The 20,152-nt window shown below is 54.1% G+C and carries 18 protein-coding genes and 1 pseudogene; 12 read left to right on the top strand and 7 right to left on the bottom strand.

Annotated elements, in window-relative coordinates:
- The first annotated feature begins 26 nt into the window (after positions 1-26).
- The 5 genes from tssH (at position 27) to D0Y96_RS04080 (ending at position 6,643) form a co-directional block, all read left to right on the top strand.
- Entirely contained in the window at positions 27-2,696 is a 2,670-nt protein-coding gene (tssH, locus tag D0Y96_RS04060) for a type VI secretion system ATPase TssH (RefSeq protein WP_117298095.1), read from the top strand.
- 62 nt (positions 2,697-2,758) lie between these two features.
- Positions 2,759-4,945, top strand: coding sequence for a type VI secretion system Vgr family protein (locus D0Y96_RS04065; protein WP_117298096.1), 2,187 nt, complete (start codon positions 2,759-2,761; stop codon positions 4,943-4,945).
- Positions 4,946-4,956: 11 nt separating this feature from the next.
- Entirely contained in the window at positions 4,957-5,787 is an 831-nt protein-coding gene (locus D0Y96_RS04070; RefSeq protein ID WP_117298671.1) for a PAAR domain-containing protein, read from the top strand.
- The gene (locus D0Y96_RS04075) at positions 5,787-6,179 is read left to right on the top strand and encodes a hypothetical protein (RefSeq protein WP_117298097.1); all 393 of its coding nucleotides are present in this window, start codon (positions 5,787-5,789) and stop codon (positions 6,177-6,179) included. Before D0Y96_RS04070 ends, D0Y96_RS04075 begins: the two co-directional genes overlap by 1 nt.
- 11 nt (positions 6,180-6,190) lie before the next feature.
- On the top strand, positions 6,191-6,643 hold the full coding sequence (locus D0Y96_RS04080) for a hypothetical protein (protein WP_117298098.1): 453 nt from the start codon (positions 6,191-6,193) through the stop codon (positions 6,641-6,643).
- A 72-nt stretch (positions 6,644-6,715) separates the two neighbouring features.
- Here D0Y96_RS04080 and D0Y96_RS04085 read toward each other — a convergent pair whose 3' ends face one another.
- Positions 6,716-8,272, bottom strand: a complete 1,557-nt coding sequence (locus tag D0Y96_RS04085; RefSeq protein ID WP_117298099.1) for a YncE family protein — start codon at positions 8,270-8,272, stop codon at positions 6,716-6,718.
- Positions 8,273-8,385: 113 nt separating this feature from the next.
- Here D0Y96_RS04085 and D0Y96_RS04090 point away from each other — a divergent pair, with 113 nt between their 5' ends.
- Positions 8,386-9,261, top strand: coding sequence for a DUF92 domain-containing protein (locus D0Y96_RS04090; RefSeq protein ID WP_117298100.1), 876 nt, complete (start codon positions 8,386-8,388; stop codon positions 9,259-9,261).
- Positions 9,262-9,370: 109 nt separating this feature from the next.
- Here the strand turns inward: D0Y96_RS04090 and D0Y96_RS04095 are convergent, their stop codons facing one another.
- Together D0Y96_RS04095 and D0Y96_RS04100 are read right to left on the bottom strand one after the other, a co-directional pair.
- Positions 9,371-9,967, bottom strand: coding sequence for a YdcF family protein (locus tag D0Y96_RS04095; protein WP_434090767.1), 597 nt, complete (start codon positions 9,965-9,967; stop codon positions 9,371-9,373).
- Positions 9,968-10,017: 50 nt separating this feature from the next.
- On the bottom strand, positions 10,018-10,662 hold the full coding sequence (locus D0Y96_RS04100) for an L-threonylcarbamoyladenylate synthase (protein WP_117298102.1): 645 nt from the start codon (positions 10,660-10,662) through the stop codon (positions 10,018-10,020).
- Positions 10,663-10,692: 30 nt separating this feature from the next.
- On the opposite strand from D0Y96_RS04100, the gene D0Y96_RS04105 reads away from it, so the two are divergent.
- The 3 genes from D0Y96_RS04105 to D0Y96_RS04115 all read left to right on the top strand — a co-directional run bounded on the left by D0Y96_RS04105 (position 10,693) and on the right by D0Y96_RS04115 (position 13,754).
- On the top strand, positions 10,693-11,700 hold the full coding sequence (locus D0Y96_RS04105; protein ID WP_252263482.1) for a TrmH family RNA methyltransferase: 1,008 nt from the start codon (positions 10,693-10,695) through the stop codon (positions 11,698-11,700).
- Positions 11,697-13,031, top strand: coding sequence for a replication-associated recombination protein A (locus D0Y96_RS04110; protein WP_117298103.1), 1,335 nt, complete (start codon positions 11,697-11,699; stop codon positions 13,029-13,031). Before D0Y96_RS04105 ends, D0Y96_RS04110 begins: the two co-directional genes overlap by 4 nt.
- Positions 13,032-13,148: 117 nt before the next feature.
- Entirely contained in the window at positions 13,149-13,754 is a 606-nt protein-coding gene (locus D0Y96_RS04115) for a hypothetical protein (protein WP_117298104.1), read from the top strand.
- A 90-nt stretch (positions 13,755-13,844) separates the two neighbouring features.
- Here the strand turns inward: D0Y96_RS04115 and D0Y96_RS04120 are convergent, their stop codons facing one another.
- The 4 genes and pseudogenes from D0Y96_RS04120 to D0Y96_RS04130 form a co-directional block, all read right to left on the bottom strand.
- Positions 13,845-14,459 (bottom strand): thioredoxin family protein, encoded by a 615-nt coding sequence (locus tag D0Y96_RS04120; RefSeq protein ID WP_117298105.1) that lies wholly within the window; start codon positions 14,457-14,459, stop codon positions 13,845-13,847.
- A gap of 30 nt (positions 14,460-14,489) precedes the next feature.
- Positions 14,490-16,085, bottom strand: a complete 1,596-nt coding sequence (locus D0Y96_RS04125; RefSeq protein WP_252263553.1) for a protein-disulfide reductase DsbD family protein — start codon at positions 16,083-16,085, stop codon at positions 14,490-14,492.
- A gap of 141 nt (positions 16,086-16,226) precedes the next feature.
- Positions 16,227-16,658: pseudogene (locus D0Y96_RS20360) on the bottom strand (protein-disulfide reductase DsbD domain-containing protein); the annotation flags it as partial.
- A 10-nt stretch (positions 16,659-16,668) separates the two neighbouring features.
- Positions 16,669-17,112: a CoA-binding protein gene (locus D0Y96_RS04130; protein ID WP_199480175.1), complete on the bottom strand. Its 444-nt coding sequence runs from the start codon at positions 17,110-17,112 to the stop codon at positions 16,669-16,671.
- Positions 17,113-17,340: 228 nt separating this feature from the next.
- On the opposite strand from D0Y96_RS04130, the gene D0Y96_RS04135 reads away from it, so the two are divergent.
- The 3 genes from D0Y96_RS04135 (at position 17,341) to D0Y96_RS04145 (ending at position 20,002) form a co-directional block, all read left to right on the top strand.
- Complete coding sequence (locus D0Y96_RS04135; RefSeq protein ID WP_117298107.1) at positions 17,341-17,664, top strand: hypothetical protein; 324 nt, start codon at positions 17,341-17,343, stop codon at positions 17,662-17,664.
- A 120-nt stretch (positions 17,665-17,784) separates the two neighbouring features.
- Positions 17,785-19,263 carry a protein kinase family protein gene (locus tag D0Y96_RS04140; RefSeq protein ID WP_147324902.1) on the top strand — a complete coding sequence of 493 codons (1,479 nt, stop codon included), beginning with the start codon at positions 17,785-17,787 and terminating at the stop codon, positions 19,261-19,263.
- Positions 19,264-19,276: 13 nt separating this feature from the next.
- Positions 19,277-20,002, top strand: coding sequence for an RNA methyltransferase (locus D0Y96_RS04145; RefSeq protein ID WP_117298110.1), 726 nt, complete (start codon positions 19,277-19,279; stop codon positions 20,000-20,002).
- The last annotated feature ends 150 nt before the right edge of the window (positions 20,003-20,152 follow it).

Genomic DNA, 20,152 nt, shown 5'->3' on the forward strand with positions numbered 1-20,152 from the left:
GAGCCTATTCTTCGGAGCACGTTACGATGAGTCTCAATCTGAAAGCACTGATTGGCAAATTAAACGACGCAACGCGCAGCGCAATGGAAGCCGCTGCAGGCTTATGCGTTTCCCGCACGCACTATGACATCGAAGTCGAGCATTATCTGTTAAAGGCTATCGATAGCTCCGACAACGATATTGCATTCATTCTGAAACAATACGGCGTCGATCGATCCAGGCTTACCGCCGAGCTTCAGCGCAGTCTCGACCGCCTGAAGAGCGGCAACGCCCGAAGCCCTGCCTTTAGCCCGCAACTGGTGAAGATGTTCACCGAAGCATGGACAATTGCCACCATCGAATATGACGCCACTCAGATCCGTACCGGATTCACACTGCTTGCGCTTCTCTCCAGTGATGAACTCGCACGGCTCGTTCGCGATATCAGCAAAGAACTGCAGCTTATCCCGATTGAAGCGTTACGCAAGGACTATTACGCGATCACTGCGCAGTCAAAAGAAGAGCAGACAATATCGGCACCCATGTCAGGTGCTTCAGAGAGCGGTGCGCCCACAAAAGCTGGACCGGGAGGAAAAACACCGCATCTCGATCAATACACGGTCAATCTTACGGCTAATGCCAAAGCAGGAAAGATAGACCCGGTGTTGGGACGCGATCAGGAAATTCGCCAGGTAGTGGATATCCTGATGCGCCGCAGGCAGAACAACCCCATTCTCACGGGCGAGGCCGGTGTTGGAAAAACCGCCGTTGTGGAAGGCTTCGCGCTTCGCGTGAGTCAGGGTGATGTTCCACCTGCACTGCGAAATGTACAGCTGCACAGCCTTGACCTTGCTCTTCTTCAGGCCGGTGCGAGTGTTAAAGGTGAATTCGAGAACCGCCTGAAGGGCCTGATTCAGGAAGTAAAATCCTCGCCGCATCCGATCATTCTTTTTATTGATGAAGCACACACCATGATAGGTGCGGGCGGACAGGCCGGTCAGAATGATGCGGCAAACCTGTTGAAGCCTGCTCTGGCACGGGGTGAGCTGCGAACCATCGCAGCGACCACATGGTCGGAATACAAAAAATACTTTGAAAAAGATGCGGCTCTTGCAAGACGCTTTCAGGTAGTGAAAGTAGAAGAGCCGGATGAAGAAAAATGCTGCACCATGCTGCGCGGCATCGTTTCTGCTCTTGAAAAGCACCATAATCTGCGCATCCTGGATGAGGCTGTCACTTCAACTGTCAGGCTGACGCACCGCTATCTTGCGGGAAGACAGCTTCCCGATAAGGCCGTAAGTGTTCTTGATACTGCTTGTGCGCGACTCGCACTGGGGCAAAACACGATTCCGCCGGCGATTGAGGATGCGACGCGCCGCATAGACGACCTGAAGGTTCAGCGGCAGATTCTCGATCGCGAAACCAGTACCGGGGCAGATCATGCAGAGCGGATTGCGAATATCGAAGAGCAACTGGCTGCGACGGAAGCGAGGTTGGCAGCCCTTAAAGAGCAGTGGGAACGCGAAATCGATCTGGTGAAACGGATTCGTGCAGTTCGGGAGGCTCTGGAGTCGGGTGCGACGGAAGCAAAGATAAAAGATGTAGAAACAGATGCCGATGGAGTATCGATTCAGGCAACGGTGGAAAGCCTTCAGGCTCTGGAAGAAGAACTGCGCCAGGTGCAGGGAGAAGACCCATTGATGCGGGTCTGTGTGGATGAACATATCGTCGGCGAGGTCGTATCCGCATGGACGGGTATTCCACTGCGCAAGATGGTGAAGGATGAAATAGCTGCCGTGCTGGAACTGGATGGTCAGCTCTCCAGGCGAGTCATCGGCCAGGATCATGCTTTGTCGGCGATTGCGCAGCGCATTATCACATCGCGTGCCAGCCTTGACGATCCCGGTAAACCGATCGGCGTTTTCCTCCTCGTTGGACCAAGCGGTGTAGGCAAAACCGAAACGGCACTTGCCATTTCGGATCTTCTTTACGGTGGTGAGCGAAACCTGATCACCATCAACATGTCGGAGTTTCAGGAAGCGCACACGGTTTCCACTTTGAAAGGATCGCCTCCGGGATATGTCGGCTATGGAGAGGGTGGTGTGCTGACAGAAGCAGTTCGGCGCAGGCCTTACTCCGTCGTATTGCTTGACGAGGTCGAAAAGGCTCATCCGGATGTACTGGAGCTGTTTTATCAGGTGTTCGACAAGGGACAGCTCGAGGATGGCGAAGGCCGCGAAATAGACTTCAAGAATACTGTAATCATTCTTACCAGCAACGCCGCGACTGACACACTGATGAAGCTGACGGCCGATAAAGAAACGATGCCGGAAACCGAAGCGCTGGCTCAGGCATTAAAGCCTGAGCTGAACAAGATTTTCAAACCGGCGTTTCTCGGCCGCATGCTGATCATTCCGTATCTTCCCGTACGAGATGAGGCATTGAAACAGATTATTCGGCTGAAAATCGGGAAAATTCAGCGCCGTTTGCAGGAGAATCATAAAATTGCGCTTGCATACGAGGATAACGTTCTGGACGAGGTTGCTAGGCGTTGTACCGAAGTAGAAAGCGGTGCACGGAATGTAGATAACATCCTGTCTAATACGATGCTGCCGGAAGTATCGCGCCAGATTCTGACTCGTATGGCAGAAGAGACTTTGACAGAGCGCGTGACGATAGGTGTTTCTCAGGAAGGACAGTTTACTTACCAGTGGTAGATCTTCAAGGGATGAGAGCCCAGCATCGAATCACCGGAGCGATGAGACGCTAATACACCGATATGGCAAATTACACTCATGATGAGCGGCTTCTGACTTTTACCAGCTCGCTGGGCAAAGACATCCTGTTGATCGAATCTGTGTCAGGCGCGGAAGCTATATCTGAGCTTTTTCACTATAAAGTTGAACTGCTTGCGCCGGTGCAAACAGCGATTGATCCTAAAAAAATTATTGGGACAAAAGTTACCATCGGTATTCAGGCAGCGGATTCCGGTGGCCAACGATATATCAATGGCATCGTCTCCGGATTTGAATTTACGGGCGGGGATGAGGAGCTCAACAGCTATTGCGCGTATGTGGTACCCGGTCTTTGGCTATTAACGTTGAATACAGATACGCGTGTGTTTCAGGACAAGACGGTTACAGATGTCATCAAAGCCGTCTTGTCGAAGTACAACATCAGTCCCGCTGTTGAGACCTCAGTCAGCTACACACCAATGGAATACTGCACTCAGTACCGTGAGACAGATTTTGACTTTATTTCACGGCTGATGGAGCAGCACGGCGTCTTTTATTTCTTCAAGCACACTCAGAACGATCACACGATGACTCTTCAGGATACATCGAGCAAGCTAAGCGCCTGCGCGATTCAGGATAGTTATCGTTACGCTCCTGAAGAAAATCTCAAAGAAGGTTTTTACGATTTTGTAGTTCAGAAGTTTCGTTCCAGAACCAGCCTCGTGACTGGGCATCATCTGGCATGGGATTACAGCTTTATCCGTTATAAAACGCTCCCTGATCCGCTGGCGGATGCGACGACCAGCGGTCCTCTTGGCGCAAATAATCACGAAGAATATGACTATGCAGTAAGCGCAGCAGCATATCTGAAAAAAGAAGCTTCCGATACAAAGATATCCGACCTTGCAACATTTATTGGAAAGATTCGAAAAGAGGAGTGCGATGCCAGCGCGGTTATCGTTGAAGGCTCATCCAATGCTGTACCACTGCAAACCGGTTATAGCTTTTCTCTCACCGAATATCCGCAGAACAGCCTGAATGCAAAATATCTGACCACGCGTGTCGAGCATGCTGTGCGCCAGCTTCCTTCGTACCGTACGCGCGGTCGGGCCGCGTCCAGTCCATATAGCAATACCTTTACCGCCATCCCTTTCTCTACCCCCTTTCGGGCTCCATTCCGCGTGAAGAAACCGGCCGTCAACGGCATGCATACAGGCAAGGTGGTTGTCCCTTCCGGAGAAGAGTCCTATATGGATAAATATGGCCGGGTCTGTGTGCAGTTTTTCTGGGATCGACTTCGAAAGCCGAACACCACCGACAACACATTGCTGCGCGTAGCGCAGCAATGGGCGGGTAAAGGATGGGGTACGTACTTCTGGCCCAGAGTGGATGATGAAGTTCTCGTTGATTTTATTGAGGGCGATCCGGATCAGCCGATCGTTGTTGGCTCTGTCTATAACGGTGTCAACATGCCGAAATATGATCCGGCCGGTCAGTACACACTTTCCGGTATTCTCTCGCGAAGCTCAAAAAATGGCGCTGCAGCCAATGCGAATGAGCTTCGTTTTGAAGATCTAAAGGGCAGCGAGCAGATTTATATGAATGCTGAGCGGGATTATGACCTTCATGTTGAGCATGACTGGCATACTCTCGTGGGAAATGAAGAGCATAGAAAAATCACGGCTAACCAGTATGAAGAGGTCGATGGCGAATCACACATTCTGATCAAGAAAAAGAAGCTGGAAGAGAATGACGACGAAGCGCATCTGAATGTCAAAAGCAATCAAATAGTTCAGGTGGGAGCGGATAAGTCGGAAGGTATTACTGGAAACCTCAAGCTTAAAATCGGCCAGGATTCTAATATTGATGTTGGTCAGAATCTGAATGAAAAGATCGGGATGAACTATTCCTCAAATGTCGGGATGAATCAATACAGCAAGGCAGGAATGGTTTATGTTGTCGATTCGGGCCAGGAAGTACATATCAAGGGCGGGATGAATGTTGTGATAGAAGGCGGTCTCGGGGTTTGTCTTTCCGGACCTGGAGGCTTTGTCTCCATCGATCCGAGCGGAGTCACCATTCAGGGCATGCTGGTAAAGATCAATAGCGGAGGTGCTGCGTTGCAGGGTTCACCGGCGCAGACGCAGGACCCGCAGGCGCCTGGCTCGCCTACTGCACCCACAGCGCCGACCTTCCCTGGAGATGATCCTTATTCGAAGGCGAGTTCCTGAGCGCTATGGGAATGCCTGCCTGCACCATTACCAGTCAGACTGCCCATGGCGGCATAGTCACCGTTGGCTATCCGACGGTACTGATCAATTTCATGCCGGCTTCACGCATCGGCGACATGCATGTATGTCCGATGGTAACCGGGATCGTGCCGCATGTTGGCGGCCCCTTTGTTCTGGGCTCGCCAACGGTATTGGTTGGCATGATGCCGCAATCGCGTGTGACAGACCAACTGGTTTGTGTTGGTCCCCCTGATATTGCAGTGATGGGTGCGGAAACCGTTCTTGTCGGTATGGCGGGCGCGGGTGGAGTGATGGGAGCAATGGGTGGTATTGCTGCCATGGGTGCTTCTGTTCCGATGCAGGCGCCTCCTGCATCCGATTCGCAGCCAAAAGCTACTTTGCAGCAGGATGGAACCATACAGACTTCAGCTCCTGCTGGAGGACGCCTGCCACCGATTACCCTTCAACAACCGGGGTGGCCAGACCTGCCTGCCAAAGAAACGCCTAATTTCCAGTCCGCACAACCCGTCACAATACCCGAAGGTACGACGATATATCGTGTTATCGATGATGACTCTAATCCTGCCGGTGGCTACTGGGCACCAGACCTCCCGGCCGATGAGGCAACATGGCGTTCGGATTGCGCAGTAAAACCGGAGTGGAACAGCGATGGTAAGGTTGCTGTCTGCAAAGTTCCGGCAGGTGGTATGAAAGCCTGGATGGGGCCGGCTTCCAGTCAGGGAAGTCTCGGTGGCGGGGGAACCCAGCTTTGGGTTCCTCCCGGAACTGCAAAACCGGATGCGATCTTTCCTTCGCCCTGGTCAGGGAAGGGAGGAAAGTGATGTCGGGGAGTATATCTGCTGTACCGCCAGCTCTGGTGGAAGGCTTTGCCGCTGTCTTCAATGACTTTGTCAACGAAGTGGCCGCCGCTGTTGCTGAAGCGATGCAGAAGAATGCTGCGGCAGATTCCTGGCCGTTAAGGGCATGGCGCAATAAAGTGCTGCCCTTACTGCAGAAACATAATAAAGATATTCAGGAAAGTGCGGCCGCTTTTCAGTCGGGGCAAAGCAAATCGATACTTACATGGGCAGAGCAGGAGCGTGGGTTGGCGAAAGATCTGGATGGTTTTCCATTGGATTTTGCCGGTCCTGAACACGCGCAGAAGCTAGATTTTCTGGAGACGAGGATTGTAACTGTCGCCTTTCAGATTTGTGCCGCAGCCGGCATTCCCTGAGAACGAACCCTATGCTGCAAACATCGGCAACAGGCACCGGACACATTGGCCGCTGGATTGTCACTGCGATTCCGTATGGATGGACCTGGGTTCCAGGCTTTGGCATACAACGCAGCGGTGAAACGATCATTCCTGGTAATGTTTATCTGCGGGAAGACGAACTGCTTGTGGGGAATCAACTCGTCCTTTATGTTCAGGCTCAGATTACGCTGATGAAGCAAAGCTTTAGGGATGCAATGATTGCGGGGCCGCTGCTTACTCCATTTCCTGGTGCCGAAGAGGCCGCAATGCTCATGCTGAAGCATCAGCCGATGAATCAGGTGAGCGTTCTGCAGGTACAGCAATATGTTCGTGTTGCAAGCTGGATCGGGATTGTGACCCTGACGACGATCGAATCGGAACTGCTCAGAATTCGGCCGGATTTCGATCAGTTTCTGAAGCTGTTACAGATTGCTGCCGAATAGTAAGAACCGGTCACGGGTCTAAAGATTAAAGGCTTGCCGTAAGGCAGCCTTTAATCTTTGCTGAAAAACAGACTATGGCATACCTGAACCGATAGACCGGCTATTTGTAATGTAGTTTGTTGATGTAGGCGCGGAAGCTCCGGGGTAAGGACTGCTTGCGCGGATATCAACAATATTGCCCTGTATACCAACGGTTGAGCTGATGACGTCTGTATCCGTTCGAATAATCGTCAGGTTCGAGCTGTTTTGCGAGCTAACGTAAACCTTACCGATGGGATAGTTGTAAATCGAAGCAATCGAGCGTGGGTTGATTGTAAGCGGGATACTTTTTTCGACGTTATAGCCGGGCAGGTTAATGACGTATACAGAACCTGGCGCGGTACCGATGCTCGATGTATTGCTGCCCTGACAGGCTACATAGACACGGCTTCCATCCTGGAGGATGGACAGATCGACCGGATGCGCGCCCACAGTAACTGTTTTGATGACTCTCCCGAAAGTCGGGCTGTCATTTCCATAAATATCGGTACTGGCATCGATAAAGCTTACAGTTCCCGAATCATAATTCGCCGTGGCCAGAATCTGACTCGCCGCATAGTAATCCACATAAATTGGTCCCGCTCCCACGGTGATGGTTCCGCTGCCGTTCATACCACCGCCAGTGGAAAGGTTGTTTGTGGAATCCAGCGCGTTAAGCTGCGAGTTGATGACAGTGACTGTACCACTGCCGCGATTCAGTATAAAGGTGCGCAGGGTATCCGGTGTCATCATTCCGTAGACTGGGCAGACACCCAGTGGGATACGCGCAGTCGCCGTATTCGTGGCGGTCTCAATGGCATCGGCCATTCCTGTTGCCGTTACCGCGGAGGGATTATCGCAGTCTCCTCGTTGCGGGGATGCGCCATCGCTGTCTCCCTGACTGATGGCATAAACGCGTTGTGCGGAAGTTGCACCAACGATATTGACCGGAACCGGATCTACCGAAATCGTTTGCTGCAGCTTCTCAGGTGAGCCGGTAAACTGCCCAACCGAATCTGCTCCTGGTGTCGTGACATTCTGTTGTACGACATAGAGAGAGCTGGTAGTTGAAAGAGCGTTGATCGGAATCAGACCGGAGAGTAATGTGCTGGTTTGTACGGCCTTTGTCTGCAGGGTCGTTGTGGCTGAAATATTGCTCACGCTGCAGTCTGTATTCAGGCTGTAAGCCGACGTGCCTCCGCTGGCCAGAGCAAAGGTCAGCGGGCCATATCCGATCTGCGCCTGAGCCATCACCGAATCGCCGGAGAAGTCAATGACCGTGGTGACTCCCGGATCAGCATAAGCATTAGCCATGCAGTTCGAAGGAATGATTGCGCCATTGTCCATTCCCGGCTGGGAGATAACGACCAATTGGGCGGTCGGCTGAGCGGACGGTCCGGTTGGGTTGATGGGCGTGACCGTGGGGCGATACTGATTGCCGCATCCGGCCATAACCGCTAAAAGCAGCATCACGGACATGTGAAAAGCCTTGTGAAACGGCTTTGCGGCCGATGACGTACTGTTAAAATTATTGATGTCTTGAAGAGAGCTGCAGCTCAAATTGCCTTCACTCTGCACAAATGAATCGTAAGAACGGTTCAATCCTGCCATTCCTGGTACTCGCAAGTAACTCACTCCGCTCGCTGCTGCAAATCTGGCACTGCGAAAGATGATTGTAAATCACCGGGCCCACTTCTTTTGCTGTAGGCTGCGGGAAGCACACCATGACACAGAACCGTCAACAGAATCAGCATACGCTGCGGTGGCAATCGCAGGGAATTTTGCTGCTTTTTCTTCCATTTGCCGCAGCCTGGGTCACATTGCAGGCGGGACAGGCGTGGTTTTTGGGCAATGCCGTTCTGTGGCAGGCTCTAGGAATCAGCTTGGGATTTGCGGTACTGGTGCTTGCGCTGCGCGCCGCCACCCCAGCTGCAGCGCTGACTGGGGCGTTGGTTGCGGCAATTCTGTATTTTCGGACCCCCGGATGGCGCACGGCCTTATGGCCTCTGCTGGCGCTCTTTTTACTGACCTTTGCGGCGACCCGCTTTCGACGGCGCCGGAAGGAGATATTGGGCACAGGGGAAGGGAAACGGGGAAGGAACGCCTCCCAGGTCGCCGCTAATCTGGGCGTGGCAGCTCTGGCACTCATTCCGCTGACAGCAGTGCATGTTTTTTCCAAAGCTCAGGGAGTTGAGCGCGTATCGCTGCTGGCGATGGCTGCCGTGCTTGCCGAAGCAACTGCAGACACGCTTTCCTCGGAATTGGGACAGGTTCTTGGCGGCGAACCGCGCATGCTCACAACATTTCGTACAGTACCGGCAGGAACAGATGGAGCCATTAGCCTGGCGGGCACGATAGCGGGATTGATCGGAGCAGTTATAACGACTCTGGCGGCTGCCTTTGTTCTGCGTTTTACCAGCCGAGAGGTGTTTCTGATTCTTGCAGGCGGCATTTGCGGACTTTTTGTGGATAGTCTGCTAGGAGCCACGATGGAACGCAGAGGATGGCTGAATAATGACGCGGTGAATGCCCTTTCGACCCTCGCAGCTGCGATAACAGCCACCGTGCTCTACAGCGTTCACTTTCCTGCAATTCGATAAAATCTGTTCGGAGCATTCAAAAGAGTCCGGCGATGCGAGGCCGCTTTAGAGCCGCGAGGAACAGAAGGCAGGTGCATAATGTCCGCTATGCACGATGCAGATCAATAGCTCAATGTATATGCATGCGCCAGAGCGTATAGCTCACAACCTCATGGGTTGTGCGTCTCAGTGCTTCCCGCAAAGGAATACTATGGCCAACCGGCCGGGGTGAAGTATACACCGTAAGCCCGTACTTTTCGCAAATGGCATGAGTGCGAAAGAGATGCGTTCCATCGCTTACCACCACAATACTTTTCAGGCGATTTGCCCTGGCAATGATTGAAAGCCGTCGCGCCGATTCTTCGGTATTGCTGCTTTGCGTTTCGGCAATAATGGCCGATTCCGGTACTCCGTGTGCAAGAAGGTAATCCTGACCGACGGCGCCCTCGGAATGCTGATCGGATGGCTCACTACCGCCCAGAGTAATCATGAGAGGAGCCAGGCCACGCTGATACAGTTCCAGGCCATGGTCGAGCCGTGCGCGTAGTACCGGAGAAGGGCGCCCATCGTATTCAGCGGCGCCAAAGATGGCGATTGCATTTGCGGGCCGGGCCTCATCGTGCCGCGCATACCAGTGAATCTGCGATTCAACCCATCCAACCCACGCCACCGCTGCGACTATCGCAAGTGTTCCCACCAGACGCAACAGGCTGGCCAAAACTGCCACACCGGGTGAAGCGGCTCGGTCGGCGGTTCGCAGATGGGTTCTGGGCAAAATCATCGCTGAAGTGCAAGCGCAATGGCGTGAGTGGGAATGGCTCCTTCACGCAGAATCTGCCATGAGCCGGCGCCTCCGGACAAATCGACAATCGTGGTCGGAACACAGCGGCCGGTGGGCCCTCCATCCACGATCAGCGGAAGGCGGTCGCCGAGCATATCGCGGACACAGGCGGCATGAGTACATTCGGGGGTTCCGCGAAGATTGGCGGAAGTCGCGGTCACGGGCAATCCAAAACTTTCGACCACGGCACGCGGAATCGCAGCGTCGGGAACGCGCAGCGCCACATTGCCCGTGTTGGCGGTGCTTCGCAACGGCAGTCTTGAGCTGGCTTTGACGATGACTGTCAACGGACCTGGCCAGAATTTTTCGGCCAGCTTGTCGAGAGAGGAATCAATATCCCGCGAGAGTTCATAGGCCTGAGCGAGGCTGGAAATCAGCAGAGATAGCGGCTTGTGCTTCAGGCGCGACTTGATCTCATAAATACGTTCCACTGCGCGCAGATTTACCGGGTCCACGGCGAGACCATAGAAGGTATCGGTGGGTATTCCCACGACCTTACCGCTGCGCAGGCATGACACAACGTATTGAATCCGGTCCGATTCCGGTTCATCCGGATGGATACGCAGAATTTCCGCTGACAAGACCTCTCCCTTAAAGGAACACGCAGCGCGATGAGGAAAGCGAAGTCCAACTGCAAAACCGGCAGGTATGACCGGATGGATGGCAGCTTAACAGATTCCGGCAAACGAACCGATATGCTGCTGTCCGTCTCTCAGAAAACACCATCATGTACCATCGCCCATCAGGTACAGAAAGGCCTGAATTGCTCTAGAATCCACTCCATGCCAACGGCTTCAGACCGCTCGCGCCTACTCAGTATTGTACAGAGTCGGCAAAATGCCCGCGTAAAGGAATTGCGCGCCGGTTTTACCCATGTGCCGCGGCCTGGTCGCGAGGAAGGAGCCATCAGTATCGAGGGGGAGCATCTGGTACAGGAGGCGCTGCGCAGTGGAATACAATTCCACGCAGTTTTTGTGCGCAGTGGCAATCAGGCGGCACTGAAGCGGTTGTCATTGCCTGAAGAGATATCCGTTATCGAGCTCACCCCCGAGGTGTTTGCGAGCGCCGTTCAAACGGAGACCCCGCAGGGTATAGCGGCCCTGATTGAACCACCGCGATTTGCTCTGCAGGATGTCTTAAAGGGCGCACAGCCTCTTGTGGTCGTCGTTGCGGCGCTGCAGGACCCTGGGAATCTTGGTACTTTGGTGCGCTCGGCAGAGGCCTTCGGCGCGACGGGTGTAGTCGTTTTGCCCGGAACTGTAAGCGTGTGGAACCCTAAAGCACTGCGGGCGTCTTCCGGATCAGCATTTCGGCTGCCAGTAGTCTTCTCATCGCTGGATGACCTGACAGCGATGCTGCGGGAAAACAAAGTTGTTCTCTATGCATCCACAGCAGAGAGTGGGGTTGCCTGCTGCGATGCAGACCTTACAACTGCATCCGCGATTCTCATCGGTAACGAGGGTGGAGGCTTACCAGCCGAAATATTGCGCATGGCTGATGAGCGCATCACAATTCCAACACCTGGACCTGTGGAATCGCTCAACGCAGGAGTCGCCGCAGGGATTCTGTTATATGAAGCAGCACGGCAAAGGGCTCAGAGAAGAAGCGAGAATAGATGAGCCTCTTTGATCCGGTTCCCGATCTCAAATCCGGTGCGGTTTCGGCTCCGCTTGCCGAACGTATGCGTCCACGTTCTCTCGATGAGTTCCTCAATCAGGAGCACTTGCTTGGACCGGGAAAACCGCTGCGTGTCCAGATCGAACGAGACGATACGGCTTCCATGATCTTCTGGGGGCCTCCGGGAGTAGGTAAGACAACGCTCGCGAGAATCATCGCCGAGTCTACGCGCGCCTCTTTTATTGAATTCTCAGCGGTTCTGTCCGGAATAAAAGAGATCAAGCAGGTCATGGGTGATGCTGAAAAGGCATCTCGCTATGGCTCCCGCACCATTCTCTTCGTGGATGAGATCCACCGCTTCAATAAAGCGCAGCAGGATGCTTTTTTGCCCTGGGTGGAGCGCGGAGCGATAAAGCTGATCGGAGCGACAACCGAAAACCCGTCGTTTGAGATTATTTCTGCGCTTCTTTCACGTTGCAGGGTCTATACGCTGCATGCGCTCTCGGATGAACAACTCGTCAGCCTGTTGAAGCGGGCTCTCGAAGACAAGCCGCGAGGGCTGGGCGCTATGGAGATTGCAGCAGAGGATGACGCACTCACAATGCTGGCCTCCTACGCGTCAGGAGATGCCCGTAACGCGCTGAATTCTCTGGAAATCGCAGCTAAACTTGCGGATGCGCGTCCGGAGAAGCAGATTACGCGGGAGGTCGCTACAGAGGCTCTGCAACAGCGTGTGCTGATGTATGACAAACAGGGTGAGGAGCACTACAACCTCATCTCGGCACTGCATAAATCGGTGCGGAACTCGGACGCAGATGCCACAATCTACTGGCTTGGACGTATGTTACAGGCTGGCGAAGATCCAATGTATGTGGCACGGAGGCTGATTCGGATGGCGGTTGAGGATATCGGTCTTGCCGCACCCGAAGCACTGCATCTGACGCTTTCAGCCCGCGATACGATGGAGTTCCTCGGCTCCCCGGAGGGAGATCTGGCCCTGGCGGAAGCAGCGGTTTATCTGGCCTTGGCGCCAAAATCGAATGCACTTTATACGGCGTATGGTGCGGCATTATCTGATATTGAGCAGACACGGCAGGAACCCGTTCCATTGCATCTTCGCAATGCGCCGACCGGGCTGATGAAATCGCTGGGATACGGACGCGATTATCAATACGCGCATGACGAGGAAGGCCGGGTGGCTGATATGGAATGTCTGCCGGACGGCCTGCGCGACCGTCGTTATTATCATCCAACAATCGAGGGGCGGGAAAAGCTGCTGTCACAGCGCATGGATGAAATTCGCAAAATACGTGAATCCAAAAGCAAAACGTAAGGTGTGAGCGGCAGAACGTGCAGGGACCAGGTGATGAGTACTGGTTTCCCATGACAATGCGATATAACCTGATCAAGGGTGCCGCACCAATCCCACCTTCCCAAACAGGACCGGCCAATGTTCAACGTCAATGAGGAAATTCCGTCTGTACGTCCAGTCCGCATCCTCGGGCTGATGGGGATCGCGGCACTTCTTGTCGCAGTGGTGATCGCCGGCTATGTTTTCTGGAACAAAACGCCGCCCTCCGCTGAAGGAAAACTGCTGCAGGTAAGGGTGTACAGGCCTCAGTTACGAACGGACAATAATTCATCCGGGGAAGCCGCAGAGGCGGCTACAGATCAGGATGGTTCACTTGTTATCCTTACCCCGGTTCGCATCAGCAATGTTGGCCAAAAACCACTCAACATCACAGAAATGTATGCGGTTTTGAAGATGGGGAACAGCGAATATCGCAGCTTTGATATTTCAGCATCCGACTTTCCGCGGGTTTTTAAGTATTATCCGGAGCTGTCTTCCTTTGCCGATCAGCAGCCAGTGCTTCGCAATACCACTCTCCAGCCAGGTGCGGCCGTGCAGGGTTTGCTTATTTTCAACTATCCTCTGTCATTCGATCAATGGAATCAGAGGCAATCCTTTAAGGTAACGATTTCATTCGCACACGCAAAAGATCTTGTACTGACCAGCGTCGTACCCGGGGAACTCGCCACTACCGACACAAAGTAAGCTGAATAAAAGAGACAATCCTTCCACCTGCCCGCCATGAACTGACGTTTTGGCATGTTCCAGCGCTATCAGGAATAGATATCGCTTTCTCTAATCTATATCGGGATATTTCACGCTGCAGCCATAAGGCCGCGTATAGGGAATAGCCACGGGCTGTCCGGACATCGCTTCCGTAAGAGCTTCGCTCACATAGTTCTTCGATATCCGGATATCGGCTGGATCTGTCGTCGGATGGTCGTCAATAGCGCCCTCATAGATGAGTTTGCCTGAAGGATCGATGACGAACATGTGCGGAGTGGTTTTCGCTTCGTACTGCCTCCCTATGCCTCCGGCAGGATCAAGGAGCGCAGTCGTCGGATCGGCATGCTCGCGAGAAAGATAAGCGCTTTCTGCCGGGCCGGTCATATATCCCTGTTTGCCCGGAGCTGACGAAAGAATGGTAAGCCACACGACATCTTTGGCCGTCCATTCCCTTTGAAGAGCCTGCATATTGCCGCTCTCATAATGTTTCTGTGTATAGGGACAACCGTTGTTAGTCCATTCCAGAACCACGTATTTGCCGCGATAATCGCTCAGTTTGTGCGTCTTGCCATGAATGTCTGTTCCGGTAAAATTGGGCGCCGTACTGCCGACGCGGACAGCATAAGCGATCAGAGTAAAAGTCGAGAAGATGACGGCAACGGTGAGAACGGAAAGACGTCGCATGAAAGGACCTCCTTCTTATCGCGGTATCGGTCAACGTACTGACGGACGGACCAGCTGCGCTGATTGTTGCCTGACTTTCGGCAGGGAATCAAGTGCGCTGAAGACAATTCCCGGGGTCAATACTTCGGGCAGCAGGCGCGGCTGAGCATTCACGCTGCCGTCATACAGAACATAGGTCGGTATGCCGCTGCGGCCCAGAGCCGCCAGAGCCTGAGCGATGGACTCATCGTGCCGTGTCCAGTCTGCACGGATAAGAACGATACCACTGTCTTTTAGCCGCTGTTGCACGTCCGGGCGATCAAGCACGACTCGTTCGTTTACCTGGCAGCTTAAACACCAGCTGGCTGTGAAGTCGACCAGCATGGGGCGGCCCTGCATGCGGTATTGCTCCACTAATGCAGGCGAGAAGGGCTGCCAGCTGCTTTTTGCCGTACTGTCTGAGACATGATCCATTGCCGCGGAAGATAGATTCCGCACAGCATAAACCGGAGCTGCAACACTGAGAATCACAAGCAGAGCTGCGCAGATAGTGGAAAATGGCTTTGCAGGCCAGCGGCCGAGCACCCATCCTGTGATTGCCAGTAACAGAAATCCTGCCAGAAGGCCGAGGAGTGCATTAGTTCCCGCCAGTTGCGTGAAAAGCCATACGAGCCAGATGATTGTGCCGAAGATCGGCACTGAAACAGCCTGTTTCAGAATCTCCATCCACGCGCCGGGCCTGGGCAGAAGCTTTGTCCAGCGCGGGTTATATGCCAGCAGCAGGTAAGGCGCGGCCAGTCCGAGCGCCAGAGCAGTGAAAACTACAAAGCTGACCAGTGCAGAGTGGGAGAGTGCGTAACCGATCGCAGCCCCCATAAAGGGAGCTGTGCACGGAGTGGCTACCACCATAGCCAGTACGCCGGTGAAGAAGCTGCCCGCATAGCCGCCCTTATTCGCGAGGCTGCCGCCGGCGCTGGTCAGGGACAAGCCGATTTCGAACTGACCGGCGAGAGAGAGTCCCAGGAAGAAGAGCAGAAGCGCCATCACCGCGATAAAGGTGGGTGACTGAAACTGAAATCCCCAGCCAAGCTGCTGGCCTGCGCCGCGCAGAATCAAAAGCAAAGCCACGACGGCCCAGAATGAAGCAACAATGCCGAGCGTATAGACCCAGCCGTGCAGGCGCATCTGCCGCCGTTCATGCTGTGAGGAATTTACAAGAGCGAGTCCCTTTATGAAGAGAACGGGGAAGACACACGGCATCAGATTAAGGATGATGCCGCCGAGAAAGGCAAAACCAGCAATCTTTATGAGAGTTCCAGGACCACCTTCTGTCAGGCCAGCAGCGGCTGGCGCATCCGGAATTCTGCCTGGTACCGCGTGAATCTCATATGTTTTTCCGTTCGGAAAGACAACCAGGCCGTGAAGCTCTTTGGGGGAAGACTGGATATTGTCATCTTTGGTAAGGGTGAGCGCGATACCGCTGGACAATGGCTTAGCTGGTTGCGGTGCTGCATTGGCAATGATGGTCTGGTCGAATGGGAAAAACTCCGCAGAGCTTTCGCGCGAACCAGTCTGCACGGCCAGAGTAAATTCCTTTGACGTGCTGGAGAAGGTAGCTTTATCGGTTGCCGGCAAAGGTTGTGGCATAGTTCCGGCAAATCGCGTGAAAAGTACCTTCGCCGAAGCGTCTTCTTCTGCAGACGATGGCGGTGCAGCAAGTACCTTGCGCGTCAGAGCTACTTCCGCTTTTCCAGGAAGGCATACTTCCCGGCAAACCAGCCAGCTCACTTTTGCTGCGATAACTGCTGTTGATCCGGCCGGCCTGAAGTTCTCTGCAACCTGCATGGGGACAGGAAAGAGCACCTCATGCTCGTAGCCGAAGTCCATCAGTGGCCCAAGAGGAAGGCGCCGGGGAGTCGGAAATTGTATAGGACTGGCCGTTACACCGGCCGGCAGCGTCCATTGAGCAGAGGGTGGTTCTCCGGAATCGCCAGCATTGGTCCAGTAAACATGCCATCCTGACTCCAGCCTGAAGTAAAGGCCTGCGTGAAAACTTTCTCCGGGATAGATTGCTTCCGCAGGGGATACCAGTTCCAAAGTCAGATGCTGAGAGTCAGCAGACGGACCGGGTGCAGAAGCCGGGGTCGCCGCGTCTGCCTGCAGGACGGCGAATAAGACTCCCACAAAGATCAGCAGAGCGAACTGAAGCCGCGTGCGCATGTGTATAGCGCTATTTTACGCGTTCCGGATGTCCGGACCATCCTGCGGCCATGCGCTCCTGCAGGATGCAGCGATCCATAACGACTTTAATGCCTGCAGTTTCAGCCGTGGCGGCAGCTTCCGGGTGGCCTGCACCCTCCTGCAGCCACAGATAGGCAAGCTTCAGGCGAATCACATCTTTCACGATTTCAGGAACAAATTCCGGCGCACGAAAGACGTTTACGAGCTGAATCTGATTTTCACCAAGCGCTTCGACGGCCTCATCCAGGGTCGGATAAGCCTTCTCTCCGAGCACATTTTCAATAGCGGGATTTACCGGAATAATTCTGTAACCACGGGATTGCATAAATCGCGAGACACCAAGGCTCGCGCGGTCTTCGCGATTGCTCAGACCGATGACGGCGATGGTCTCTGTTTTATCGAGGATTTCGCGGATTGTTTCCGGCTCATTCAACAGCAGATCTCCCAATCGACTTCATACAGCATACAGAGTGTGCAAAACGAAAGGTATGCTGCGGTTTTGGCGTCCGGTATCCATCTTTGTTCCGATGTAATTTTCTACTGGAATTTTGCCGCGACGGCGTTCATGAGGCCGGAATGCAAGTTTACTATTCAGTAAAAGCTTTTCGGCATAAATGAGTTTGCCGATGGAGCGAATTTTCATGCAGTGAGGTAACGCAGAATGTCCAGCGTTCCGGGATTCAACCCACAGAGCGAACAGCAACAGACGGCCTACATCATCTCTGGCGAAGATGTATTTCGCGTCACAGCGGACAACATTGTCCAGGCCATTGCAGGGGCAAATGACGCAGCATTCGAAGGTGTCGCCAAGCTGAAGGCTGCTGCGGCACTGGTTCAGCTCACCAATACCTACAACGAGCGGCCAAGCGAACTGCGCCAGATGGCACGCGAGCTTGCAGCGGAAGGTATGCGCCTGCTGGCGCAGGTAAAAACCGCCGCGCCCACCTCAGCCGAAGGAGACCGGCCTTTTCTGGCTACAGCCTGAGCGACAGGGACAGACAAGAATCGAAAGAATTCAAATTCCCAGCTCCTCGCAATCATTCTGCTTAACACCCCGCCGCAAATGATCTGCCGAAGAGTTCTTTCGTAGTGCCGAGTAGTTTCGGTGGAGTCATCAAAGAAAATGAGATTGTCTCGTGTAAAGCATCCGGTCTTATGGAACGATCTGGAGGGCTATCTTCTGGCCGGACGTTACCGGCTGAACCGGCTAATGCGCTCAGAAGGCCGTCTGGCGTGGTTCGATACGGAAAAAGATGAGCAGGGCCGGTGCGCTGTGGTAAGTGTCACCGAGGTCCTGAATGACGAAGGCCCATTACTGAAAAAGCTGCAGGCTGCATCGCGGATTCAGCATGCTCATGTGGTTGCCATTCAGGATGTAGGGATAGCAAAAATCGGTGAGGTTCCACTGGTCTATGCCGTTATGGAGCCAGTTGAGCAGAATCTCGACGACATTTTGCGGCAGAGGACGCTGACAACAGCGGAAACCCGGCAGATCGTCAATGCGCTGGTGTCCGGTCTCGGTGCCGTTCATGAGAAAGGTCTCGTGCATGGAAAAGTGGATGCATCCAGCGTCGTGGCCTCCGGCGAGACGGTAAAGCTGCGCATTGATTGTCTTCAGCAGGTTGACGTTGGCGCTGAGTTCGAGAGCTGCGCGGCAGAAGATCTGCATGGGATCAGCAGAATCATTGGGCGAGCTCTGCCGAAGCGTGAGCAAAAAAGCGGGGGTCCTGCTCAGGTAACTCCAATTTCGGTGCCCACGGCAGGCGTGATTCGGCACGAAGTCAATATGCGTGTAAATACACCTGCACCGATTGTTTCGCGCGGAGAAGATGCGGAGAAACTGCCGGCGGTGACACCAGCATCTGTCGATCGATCATTTCAGGCAATGCCTGCATCGTCGAAAGATCCGATTACGGAGCTTCCGGCGAGCCTGGTGGAAGCGGCAAGGGTGGTGTCCGGGGAGGAGACCGGGCGTCGCGCGCCCTCTGCGCTTCCGGCGGAATCATCAGATGATGATCAGGAAGCGCAGCAGGGAGAGATCCTCCGGAAGCTCCGGCAGTGGCGGCAAACATGGACCAGCAGCTCAATGACGCGCAGAAGTGCTCCCCTGATTATCGGAGTTGCCGTGCTGTTGTTGATCGGCGTGGCGGTGGTGATGTGGAGTGCTTTGCATCACACGACTTCCGCAGCGATCAAGTCTGAACAGTCAGCAATTCCGGCACAAGCTATGCCGCAACCCATGGTTGCTCGGCCTGTGGGGAGGCCGGTGTCGGAGATTGCTCAACAGCCGGGACCCGCTCAGAACTGGCGTGTGGTGGTCTGGACCTATGGTCTGCGGAGCGAGGCGGAGCAAAAAGTTAGTGCGCTGGCTCAGAAGTATCCACAATTCACTGCGGAAGTGTTTTCTCCGAATGGAGGCAAACCCTATCTCGTGACTCTGGGCGGATGGATGAGCCGGGAGCAATCGATGCAGTTGAGGGCAAAGGCTGTTCGTGCCGGGCTGCCGCGAGACAGTTATGCGCGCAACTACCGGGTTCATACGGTAACTGTGGCGACGGGGGGCAATACGATCCCGTTAAAATAGCCTCTTGCCGGTGATGACCGAACTCAATTCTCTGCAGGTTGTTCTGGTGCGGACGCGTAATCCGCTCAATATCGGTGCGGCTGCGCGAGCCATGAACAATTTCGGATTCTCGCGGCTTCGCGTGGTCCATCCCTATGAAGTCTCTTTTCGCGAAGCGCAGTCCGCCGTGGGTGCAGCCGATCTGTTAAAGGAAGCCGAAGAATTCGGCAGCATTGCCGATGCTGTTGCGGATTGCTCGCTGATTGTCGGCACAACGGCAGTGGGACACCGAGAGATCGTGCATCCATTGTTGCGGCTGGAGCAGGGCGGCGCAGAAATACGAAAGCGGCTGACTTCCGGCAAAGTCGCTTTGCTCTTTGGCTCGGAAAAGCACGGGTTATCAAAAGGGGATCTCAGCCACTGCGACTGGCTGATGCATATCCCGATGCACGCTGAAAACAGCTCGATGAATCTGGGGCAGGCTGTGGCCGTGTGTCTTTACGAGATCGTACGCGATGACAACGCTTCCGCTCGTTGTGAAGAGCCATTTGAATACGCGGAAGCGGGCGATCTGGAACGGCTGACCGGGATGCTGGCTGAAACTCTCGCGGAAAGCGGCTACATCAAGGCTGGTACAGAAACGAGCAGCGTCGAGAAGATTCGCCGCCTTGTTCGCCGTCTGCAGTGCAATTCGGAAGATGCACGAATTCTGACTGGAATGCTGGCGAAGATTCGGTCCAGGATCAGCCGGGCCCGGTAGAAACAGAGGACGTTCTACAGCGTTTGTGACGCCGGATCTCCTTCAGAAGCCATCGGCTTTATCGCACTGAAACATTCCTGCTGCATCTTACGTATCGAAGAGAGGATGCCTCGCCGGGTCACATTTGTCTGCGTGAGGCAGGCCAAAGGA

The organism is Paracidobacterium acidisoli, from assembly GCF_003428625.2.
Classification (GTDB): Bacteria; Acidobacteriota; Terriglobia; order Terriglobales; family Acidobacteriaceae; genus Paracidobacterium; species Paracidobacterium acidisoli.